This window comes from Prescottella subtropica (genome assembly GCF_005434945.1).
Lineage (GTDB): Bacteria > Actinomycetota > Actinomycetes > Mycobacteriales > Mycobacteriaceae > Prescottella > Prescottella subtropica.
The window spans coordinates 131,392-141,994 of sequence record NZ_SKCH01000010.1; the positions used below are offsets into that span (position 1 = coordinate 131,392).

The following is a 10,603-nucleotide window of genomic DNA, read 5'->3' on the forward strand; positions in this document are numbered from 1 at the left end:
GCCTCGCTCGGCGGCCGCGACCTGCCCGCACTGCGGACGCTCGTCGTCGCCGGTGAGGCGTGCCCGCCGGAACTCGTGGACCGCTGGGCGCCGGGCCGGCGCATGCTCAACCTGTACGGCCCCACCGAGGCGACCGTGTGGACCACGGCGTCCCGGCCGATGCAGCCCGGGACCGGCGTCGACATCGGCGGCCCGGTCCGCGGCGTGGAGCTGCTGGTGCTCGACGCGATGCTGCGTCCGGTCCCGGCCGGTGTGGACGGTGAGTTGTACATCGCCGGACCGTGGCTCTCCCGCGGCTACCACGCCCGCTACGGGCTCACCGCGGAACGGTTCGTCGCCAACCCGTACGGCGACAACGGTTCCCGCATGTACCGCACGGGTGATCTGGTCCGCTGGACCGCCGACCGTCGGCTCGAGTATGTGGGCCGCACCGACTTCCAGGTGAAGATCCGCGGCCTGCGCATCGAACTCGGCGAGATCGATGCGGCGTTCGCGGCGCACCCGGACGTCGACTACGTGGCCACCATCGGGCAGCAGGGCAGCGCGGGCAACACCGTCCTCGTCGCCTACGTCCGCCCGGTGCCGGGCACCGCGCCGAACTCGGCGGCGTTGGCGGCGTTCGTCGCCGAGACGCTGCCCGAGTACATGGTGCCCGCCGCGGTCACCGTCCTCGACGAGATCCCGCTGACCCCGGCCGGCAAGCTCGACCGCCGCGCACTGCCGGCACCGGACTTCTCGGCGCTGGTCAAGGATGTCGTCGCGCCGCGCACCGACCTCGAGAAGCGGATCGCGGCGGTGTTCGTCGACGTCCTCGGCCTCGACACCGTCGGCGTGCACGACTCGTTCTTCGCGCTCGGCGGCGACTCCATCGTCTCCATCCAGCTCGTCGCCCGCGCCAAGGACGCCGGCATCGTGTTCGGGACGCGCGACGTGTTCGAACGCAAGACCGTGGCCGCGCTCGCCGAGATCGCCACGAGCGGTACGGCCGGTGCGGTGGTGCTCGACGAGCTGCCCGGCGGGGGTGTCGGCGACGTGCCGCTCACCCCGATCATGCGGTGGATCCTCGAGCGGGACGGCAGCCTCGACCGGTTCGCGATGCCGGCACTGCTGACCCTGCCCGACGGCATCGACCGGGACCGTCTGGTCGCGACGCTGCGGGCGGTCGTCGGCCACCACGACGCGCTGCGGTCGCGGCTGCGTCGTGTCGACGGCGACTGGACGCTCGACGTCCTGCCCGAGGTGGACGTGGACGCCGCCGTGCGCCGTGTCGACGTGCCGGTCGGCTTCGGCACCGACGCGTTCACCGAACTCGGCGAACGTGAATTCGTCGCGGCCGCACAGCGACTCGACCTCGCGTCGGGTCGGGCCGTGGAGTTCGTGTGGTTCGCGCCCACCGCGGGTGGGCCGGGACGTCTGCTCGTGATGGCGCATCACCTCGTCGTCGACGGGGTGTCGTGGCGGGTCATCGTGCCCGACTTCATGGCGGCCTGGGGACAGGTGTCGGCCGGGGCGAACGCGGTGACGCTGCCCGATGCCGGCACGTCCTTCCGGCGCTGGGCGCACGGCCTCGTCGAGCAGACCGCGCAGCGCCGCGGCGAACTCGACATGTGGACCGCACTGGTCTCCGGCGACGATCCGCAGCTCGCGTCCCGTCCGCTCGACCCGGCCCGGGATCGGCTCACCGACCTCGAGCGGGTCGAGGTGGCGGTACCGGTGGACGCCACCGAGGCGCTGCTCACCGCGGTGCCCGAGGCGTTCCGGGGCGGCGTCAACGACGGCCTGCTCACCGGTCTGGCGCTGGCGGTCACACAGTGGCGTCGTCGCCGCGGCGGCGACGCCGACTCGGTGCTGGTGAACCTCGAGGGTCACGGCCGCGAGGAGCACGCGGTGCCCGGCGCCGCACTGGGTCGCACCGTCGGCTGGTTCACCAGCCTGTACCCGGTGCGCCTGGACCTGGCCGGAATCGACGTCGACGACGCGTTCGCGTCCGGCGCCGATGCCGGACGCGCGGTCAAGGCCGTCAAGGAGCAGCTGCTCGCGGTGCCCGATCACGGCATCGGCTACGGCATGCTGCGCTACCTCGACGAGGAGAGCGCCGCGGTGCTCGCCGCGCTGCCGACCCCGCAGATCAGCTTCAACTACCTGGGCCGGTTCGGCACCGACACCCTCACCGACGAGATGCGCGCGCACGGCTGGATGCCGGCCGCGGAGACCGTCGTCGGGGATCTGGACGTCGACCTGGCGGCCGTGTCGACGCTCGAGATCAACGTCAGCGTCGACGAGACCACCGACGGTCCGCAGCTGCGGGCGGCGTTCGCGTTCCCACGTGAGCTGTTGGCGGTCGCGGACGTCACCGAACTGGCGCAGCTGTGGCGGGACGCGGCCGTGTCCGTCGCCGCGCACGCGACCTCCACGGCCGCGGGCGGTCTGACCCCGTCCGACGTGCTGGCCGACGTCACCCAGACCGACCTCGAGGCGTGGGAGACCACGTATCCGGGGCTGGCCACGGTGTGGCCGGTCTCGCCGCTGCAGGCCGGGTTCGTGTTCCACGCGCTGTACGCCGAGGACACCGTCGACGTGTACACGCCGCAGGTGGTCCTCAAACTGCAAGGCGCCGTGGACGCGTCCCGGATGCGCAGTGCCGCACAGGCGTTCCTGGACCGGCACGCGAACCTGCGCACCGCGTTCGTGGCGTCCGGTAGCGGGCGTCCGGTACAGCTGGTGGTCGACGGCGTCACGGCGCCGTGGTCGGAGCACGACGTGCACGAGGCCACCGACCCGGATGGTGCACGGGCGGCAGTGTTGGCCGCCGAGACGGCCGCCGGATTCGATCTGGCGACGCCGCCGCTGATCCGGTTCGCGCTCGTGCGGGTCGGGGCGGACCGCTACGACCTGGTCGTCACCAACCACCACATCCTGCTCGACGGCTGGTCGCTGCCGCTGCTCGTGCAGGAACTCGTGGTGCTGTACGCGGCGTCCGGCGACGCCACCCACATGCCGCCGGTCCGCTCGTTCGGCGACTACCTGGGCTGGCTGGACCGCCGTGACACCGGCGCGTCCCGCGACACCTGGCGGCGGGCGCTGTCCGGGCTGGACACCCCGACGCTGCTGTCGGTGGGAGTCGCTGCGACCGGTGAGATCTCCGCTGAGACTGTGTCCGACATCGTGGAACTCGACGAGCAGGCCACCACGGAACTGCAGCGTCTGGCCCGCGACGAGGGCGTCACCCTCAACACGATCGTCCAGCTGGCCTGGTCGCTCGTGCTGGCCCGGCAGACCGGCAGTGACGACGTCGTGTTCGGTGCCACCGTCTCGGGTCGTCCCGGTGACCTGCCGGGTGTCGAGTCGATGGTCGGCATGTTCATCAACACCCTGCCGGTGCGTGTGCAGCTGGCCGCCGACGAGACGCTGCGGGATCTGCTGCGCCGCATCCAGCGGACGCAGACCGAGCTGCTCGACCACCACTACATCGGCCTCGGCGACATCCAGCAGGACGCCGGACTGGGGCAGCTGTTCGACAGCCTCGTGGTGTTCGAGTCCTACCCGGTGTCCAGCGCCGGCGCGGGCGTCGAGATCGACGGCATGCGCATCGTCGGCGGCGAGGGCGCGGACCGCACCCACTACCCGGTGACCGTCACCGCGGAGGGCAGCACCCGCCTGCGGCTCACGCTGAAGGGTCTGCCGCAGCTGGTCGTCCCCGGTGAGACGGGGCTCGCGGCCCGACTGCTCGCCGCGCTCGCGCACGTCGCGCGGGCACCGCAGCAGCCGGTCGGCGACGTCGACCTGCTCACCGACACCGAACGGGACCTGGTGCTGCACGCGTGGAACGACACCACGCACACGGTGCCGGCGGTCACGACCCCGCAGCTGGTGGCGGACCGGGCCGCGGCCACCCCGGAGGCGACGGCCGTCGTCGCCGGCGGGGAGCGGCTCACGTACGCCGAGTTCACCGCCCGGGTCAACCGCCTGGCGCGGCACCTGGTGGCGTCCGGTGTCGAACCGGACACCGTCGTCGGTGTCGCGGTGCGCCGCAGCCTGCAGCAGGTGATCGCGCTGCACGCGATCCACGCGGCCGGTGGCGCCTACGTGCCCCTCGACCCGGAGCATCCGGAGGAGCGGATCAGCCACGTCGTGGCGACCGCCGCCCCGGTGTGCGTCCTCACCACCGTCGCCGATGCGGCGAACCTGGATCTGGACGTGCCGGTGTTCGACATCGACGCCCTGGACCTGTCCGGGTACGCCGACACCCCGCTCACCGACACCGACCGCCGCGGCCCGGTGCGCCCGGATTCCCTGGCGTACGTGCTGTTCACGTCGGGGTCGACGGGACGGCCGAAGGGTGTCGAGATCAGCCACGGCGCGCTGGTGAACCAGCTGGCGTGGATGCGGGAGCAGTACGCCGTCGATGCGTCGGACGTGCTGCTGCAGAAGACGACGTTCACGTTCGACGCCTCCGTGTGGGAGCTTTTCCTGCCGCTCGTCGTCGGCGCCACGCTCGTGGTGCCGGGGCCGGACGCGCACAAGGACCCGGAGGCGATGGTCGACGCCGTCGCCGCCGAGCAGGTCACGATCGTGCAGTTCGTGCCGTCGGTGCTGGCACTGTTCCTCGACGTCGCGGCCGCCGATCCGGCGCGGGTGGCGTCGCTGCGCTGGGTGTTCGCCGGTGGCGAGCCGCTGCCGGAGTCGATGGCGGGACGGGTCTCGAAGCTGGGATCGGCGTCCTTGGTGAACCTGTACGGGCCCACCGAGGTGACGATCAACAGCACCGCGCAGACCGTCGACGGTCGCGGCGCGGCCGCGATCGCGGCGATCGGCGCGCCGGCCTGGAACACGCGGGCCTACGTGCTCGACGCGGCGCTGCGGCCGGTGGCGGTCGGGGTGCCCGGCGAGCTGTACCTGTCCGGTGACCAGCTGGCCCGCGGCTACACGGGCCGCGCGGATCTCACGGCGGAACGGTTCGTCGCGAACCCGTTCGCCGGCAATGGTTCCCGTCTCTACCGGACCGGTGACCTGGTGCGGTGGCAGCCGGACGGCACCATCGCGTTTGTGGGGCGCACCGACTTCCAGGTGAAGGTCAACGGTCTGCGGATCGAGCTCGAGGAGATCGAGGCGGTGCTGCGCCGCCACGAGACGGTGACGCAGGCCGCGGTGATCGTCCACGAGACCGACCGTGGTGCCCGCCTGGCCGCGTATGTCGTCGCCGAGACCGGCCGCACCGTCGACGTCGCCGTGCTGATCGCGGAGGTGGCGCACGAGCTGCCCGAGTACATGGTTCCGGATGCGACGGCGGTGCTCGACGAGCTGCCGCTGGGTACCAGCGGCAAGCTGGACCGTCGCGCGCTGCCGGCACCGGAGTTCGCGTCCACCGCGCAGTACCGGGCGCCGGGCACCGTGACCGAGAAGGCGCTGGCCGACCTGTTCGCCGAGATCCTCGGGGCCGAACAGGTGGGTGCCGACGACTCGTTCTTCGACATCGGCGGCGACTCGATCGTCTCGATCGCGCTGGTCACCCGGGCCCGTGCCGCGGGTATCCGGTTCACGGCGCGGGACGTGTTCGAGCAGCGCACGGTCGCGGCGCTGGCCGCCGTCGTCGACAACTCCAGCGGCGCACCGTCCGCCCCTGCAGTCGATGCGATCGGTTCGGTGCCGGTGGCGCCGGTCGTGCACAAGATGCTCGAGCGGGGCGGCGACTGGGACCGCTTCGTCATGCCGATGATGCTGACGCTGCCCGCCGGGATCGGCCGCGACCAGGTGGTCGCGACGATCGCAGCGGTGGTCGACACGCACGACGTGCTGCGGTCGACGCTCGTCCTCGGCGACGACCCGGTCCTCGAGATCGCGCCCGCCGGGACGGTCGACGTGGACACGCTGGTGCGTCGGGTGCCGCTCGCGGCCGACGCCGCACCGGGCACCGACGGCTTCGCGGCCGCCGCGACCCCGGAGTTCGCGGACGCGCTGGGCCGGCTGGATCCGCAGGCCGGGGCGATGGTCGAGTTCGTGTGGTTCGATCCCGCCGACCCGGCGGTGCCCGGACGACTGCTCATCGTGCCGCATCACCTGGTGGTGGACTCGGTGTCGTGGCGAATCCTGGTGCCGGACTTCGTGACCGCGGGCATGCAGGTCGCGGCGGGGGAGACGGCGCAGCTCGCGCCGGTCGGCACCTCGCTGCGGGAGTGGGCGCTCGGCCAGGTCGAGTCCGCCCGCACGCCGCAGGCACGGGCCGAGCTCGACGTGTGGCGTCGTCAGGTCGACGGACCGGATCCGCTGCTCGGTTCGCGGGCTCTGGACCTGACGGTGGACCTTGCCGACTCGGTGACCCGGACCCAGTTCACGGTTCCGGTGGCGGCAACCGAGCGGCTGCTCGCGGCCACCCCGGACCGGCTCGGCGGTGACGTGCGGGACGCGCTCGGTGCGGCCCTCGCGCTGGCCGTCACCCGCTGGCGCCGCGATCGGGGTGTGGACGCGACCGCCACCGTGGTCACCCTCGAGGGCCACGGCCGCGAGGAGTCCGTGGTGGCCGGGGCGGATCTGTCCCGGACCGTCGGCTGGTTCACTTCGATGTACCCGGCGCGGCTCGATCTCGCCGGTATCGACGTCGACGACGCGTTCACCGGCGGTGCGGGTGCGGCGGCCGCGGTCACGGCGGTGCGGGAGCAGTTGGCGCAGCTGCCGGAGCGCGGTATCGGGTACGGCATGCTCCGCTACCTCGATCCCGCATCGGCGGCGGTGCTGGGTGCGTTCCCGGAGCCGCAGATCGTGTTCAACTACATCGGACGCATCGATGCCGCCGAGATCCCCGACGAGGCCCGCGGCCTGGGCTGGGTGCCGGACTTCGACGCCGTCGATCTGGGTGCCGAAACCGCGAACCCGATGCCGGCGCAGGCGGTGCTGGACATGCAGTCCGTCGTCGCCGACACCGGAGACGGGCAGCAGCTCACCGCCTACGTCTCCTACCCGCCGGGTGTCCTCGACGCCGACGGTGTCGCGGAACTGGGCCGGTACTGGGTGGCTGCGGTGGCGGCGCTCACCGGCGAGGCCGGAGCCCGGTAGAGACGATCGGGGCGGGGTGGCGGAATGCGGTGTTTGCGGTCCGCCACCCCACTGTCCTCGCCGCCCTGATCTGCGCCTTCACCGTTCGTGGCGTTACGTAAACCGTTGCGTGTCAACGTCGCCGGTAGGGTGGTGGAGGTATCGCCATCGATCTCGAGAGTGTTTGATGATTTCGAAGTTCAAGTGTTTGTTCGGTCTGGTTGTGGCGGGGGCAGTGGCCGTCGGGGCGGCGGGGTTGGCGTCGGCACAGCCGGCTCGAGTCGACGTACCGTCCAGTCTCGAAGGCGTGAACGATTGGTCGTGTTCGCCGTCGGCGGCACATCCGGTGCCGGTGGTGCTGGTGCACGGGACCAGTGTCGGAAGCCTGGATACCTGGAAGACGCTCGGGCCGGCTCTCGCCGATGAGGGCTACTGCGTGTTCGCGTTGGATTACGGCCGGGGTAATTCGTCGTTGGCGGGCGGGTTGATGGATCTGTTCGGATCCACCGATATCGGGGCGTCGGCCCGGGAGCTGAGCCGTTTCGTGGAGCGGGTGCGCAGTACCACCGGCGCCGCGCAGGTGGATCTTGTCGGGCATTCCCAGGGTGGTGTCGTGGCACGCCAGTACCTGCGTTTCGAGGGGGGAGTGGATCCCGCGGATCCTGCCGCGAACAAGGTGCGGAAGGTCGTGATGCTCGGGGCCACGAATCATGGGTCGACGTTCGGTGACGTGCAGGTGCTCGGGGCGCTCGCGCAGCGACTCGGGATTCCGGTGATCGATCTGATGAACACGATCATGGGGCCGTCGTATGTTCAGCAGATGGAGGGTTCACCGTTCCTGCGGGCACTGAACGCGGGCGGGGACACAGACCCGGGTGTCGAGTACACGGTGGTCGCGAGCCGCAACGACACCGTGTCGAGTCCACCGGAGAACACGTTCCTGACGGCCGGTCCGGGGGCAGTGGTCCACAACGTGTGGGTGCAGGACGTGTGTGCGACGGCAGACGTCGGCCACATGGAACTCACCACGGACCCGGTAGCAGTGCACATCGTGAAGTCCGCGTTGGACTCGACATACGCGGGCAAGGCCACGGCACCCTGCTGAGGTTTCTTACGAGGACCCATTCGCGGTCTGCGTGGTTTGCGCCATAGCCGCACTGTGCCGCCGGTAACTCCGACAGTTCGTGCTGGTCCAATGTTTGACAGGGTGAGTAATCGCCGCTGAAACGAGCGGCTGGAGGGGGCCACGGGGATGACGACACCTGTCCATTACCGCGACGCACTGCTCGCGTACACCGATGTTCCCAAGTCGCCCCAGACGATGTTGTCCACGTACATCTTCACGTCCGCCGATGCTCCGACCGCGACCATTGTGAGGTGCCTCGCGGACCGTGTCGCCGGCATCGCGCCGCTGCATCAACGGATGGTCAGGCCACTCGGCGACATCGGCACACCGTACTGGTCCGACACACCCCGGTTTGAGCCGGAAAGCCACATCTATGTGCACGAGACCGATAGCTGGGAAGACCTCTGTGCGCTGCTACCGACGATCCAATCGGCGCCGTTCGACTGGTCGAGGCCACTGTGGGAACTACACGTTATCCGTGGTGTACAGGGCATCGACGGACGCTCCGATCGGTGTGACGTCGTGTCCGTGAAGATGCACCACTCGTGCACAGACGGCATGGGGATCATCGACGTCTCCCGCGACCTGTTCTCGGAGCGGTCTCTGCCCGCGTACGTTCCGGGTCCGTCGCTGTCGGTTGCTGCCGCGACAGTGTGTGGACTCGTTGCGGTGCCGAGGATGATCGGCAGGCTGGTCAGAGATTTCCGTCTCGTCAGGAGACTGCTGGAGCAGGTGAAGGCCGAGGAATCGCAGGGGTTGTGGCAGGAACCTCCTGCACAGTTGCCGCGGACTGTGGTCAATCACCCCATCAGTACAAGCCAAGTTGTCGATGCCGTGTTCTTCACGGTCTCGGAGTTACGCGTCCTCGCCCGAGAGATAGGAGACGTGACTGTCAACGATGTCGTCCTTGCCATCATCGGCGGTGCGATGGCCAAGCACCTCGGACATGAAAACGGACCCCTTGTTGCGGCAGTCCCGATCTCCACGCGCGGTGTCATCGACACGTCCGCCAGGAATCAGACCACGTCGACGAAGGTGGATCTGCACGTCGAGATCGCCGATCCGGCGGCGCGGGCGAAGGCGGTGCACCACCGTATACGCGCCGAGCGGGACCGCACGCTCAGCCCCGCGAATGCTGCCCTGACCGGGAAGATCCTGCGACTCCCAGGTTTCCTCATTCGGATCGGGGTGCGTGTCCAGGGTGTTTTGTCGGGGAAGGCTGATATGGTCCCCGGTGCGCATTTCGTTGCGACCAGCGTCCAGGTTGGGAATGCAGGGGACTGGCAGTTGTGTGGCTCGTCGGTTGTTGCGAGTATCGGCGTCGCCACACTGGTCGACAAGCTGGGCGTCGCACACCGCATCGGATCCATCGGCGACCAGCTCACGGTGACTGTTACCGCGGACCCTCGGCAGATGCCGGACCTGGATCGCTATATCGGGCTGATCCGCAGCGAGTACGAGCAGTTCGCGCAGCATACTGTCGCCTGTAGAACACCTCGACCGTTCCACCAGCCTCGCAGTACCGACGTTGTGGAACGGTCGGAACAGGGGTGTCAGATTCCGATAGGAGAGCGGGAACAACTCGCTATCGGCGAGGATCCTCCCGGTCCTCGGTACGGGTGAAGATTCGGCGCACCGACCACGAGCAATCCGCAGGATCGAACATGCGCAGCGGAACGTAGAACGCTACCCAGGTGGCCCGGGCCAGCCACACCGTGGTCCAGTTGACCCGAGCCTGCTTCGTCAGACCGTGCGCACGATAAGTGGCCGGCAGGCCCGCCGTGTAACTCCAGTAGGACCGCGCACTCGACAGCAGACGCCGACCCGACGTGCTCACCTTCATCCCGAACACGACCGCCATTTTGAGGCCGAGGGACTGCAGCGTCAGCGACAGGCTCACATCCTCGTAGAGGTCACGAGACTGCGGTTCCTTCTCCCGCGCGGCCTTCCACGCTTCCTGCGTGATCGCCATGTTCGACCCGGCAACGTTGGTGGTGGGCCGGAAACGCTCCACGGTTTCGTCGTGGCGCACACCCATCAGCCACTTCTGCACGAACGCGGTATACCCCTGGAACGGCATGTCGTACTGGCTCATCGGCCCGACGATCGCCGCGAACTCGTCGCCGGTCTCCTCGAAGAAACCCTCGATGCTCTCGGCCCACCCCGACTCGACGTACGCATCTGCATCGACCCGCGCAATGATCGACTGCGTGGCCGCATCGAACCCTGCCGTGCGGGCCGCGAGCACACCCGGAATGGACTCCACGACGCGACGTACCTGCGGGAACTCCTGACTCATCCGGTCGATGATCGCACCGGTGGAATCCCAGGGGCCCGGCAAAGTCGCATAACCCCATGTCAGGCGGCATGAAGTAGATCGATCGGCCGGTGTGGATCACGGCCGTGGTGGCGTAGCGCGCCGGCGATGTTGGTGTGGCCGGCGAGCCG

The 10,603-nt window shown here is 69.6% G+C and carries 4 protein-coding genes (1 of these 4 cut by a window edge); 3 read left to right on the plus strand and 1 reads right to left on the minus strand.

Annotated features, from left to right (window positions below; genetic code table 11):
- The 3 genes from E0497_RS11720 to E0497_RS11730 form a co-directional block, all read left to right on the plus strand.
- A protein-coding gene (locus E0497_RS11720) for a non-ribosomal peptide synthase/polyketide synthase (RefSeq protein WP_137724971.1) crosses the window boundary here: on the plus strand, window positions 1–7,050 show its end. Its footprint begins 26,700 nt before the window's first position; 7,050 of the gene's 33,750 nt are visible here — the last part of the coding sequence; the start codon falls outside the window, past its left edge; its stop codon occupies window positions 7,048–7,050.
- A 166-nt stretch (window positions 7,051–7,216) separates the two neighbouring features.
- Window positions 7,217–8,134, plus strand: a complete 918-nt coding sequence (locus E0497_RS11725) for an esterase/lipase family protein (RefSeq protein ID WP_137724972.1) — start codon at window positions 7,217–7,219, stop codon at window positions 8,132–8,134.
- Window positions 8,135–8,281: 147 nt separating this feature from the next.
- Entirely contained in the window at window positions 8,282–9,778 is a 1,497-nt protein-coding gene (locus E0497_RS11730; protein ID WP_137724973.1) for a wax ester/triacylglycerol synthase domain-containing protein, read from the plus strand.
- Here E0497_RS11730 and E0497_RS11735 read toward each other — a convergent pair.
- Window positions 9,741–10,496: a glycosyltransferase family 2 protein gene (locus E0497_RS11735; RefSeq protein ID WP_277751682.1), complete on the minus strand. Its 756-nt coding sequence runs from the start codon at window positions 10,494–10,496 to the stop codon at window positions 9,741–9,743. The two genes, E0497_RS11730 and E0497_RS11735, sit on opposite strands and share 38 nt — an antisense overlap.
- Window positions 10,497–10,603 lie beyond the last annotated feature (107 nt).

What these genes read in the sequence shown, in the direction of transcription:
- E0497_RS11730 (WP_137724973.1), top strand. Translation starts at nt 8,282, where the DNA reads ATGACGACACCTGTCCATTACCGCGACGCACTGCTCGCGTACACCGAT.
- E0497_RS11725 (WP_137724972.1), top strand. Translation starts at nt 7,217, where the DNA reads ATGATTTCGAAGTTCAAGTGTTTGTTCGGTCTGGTTGTGGCGGGGGCA.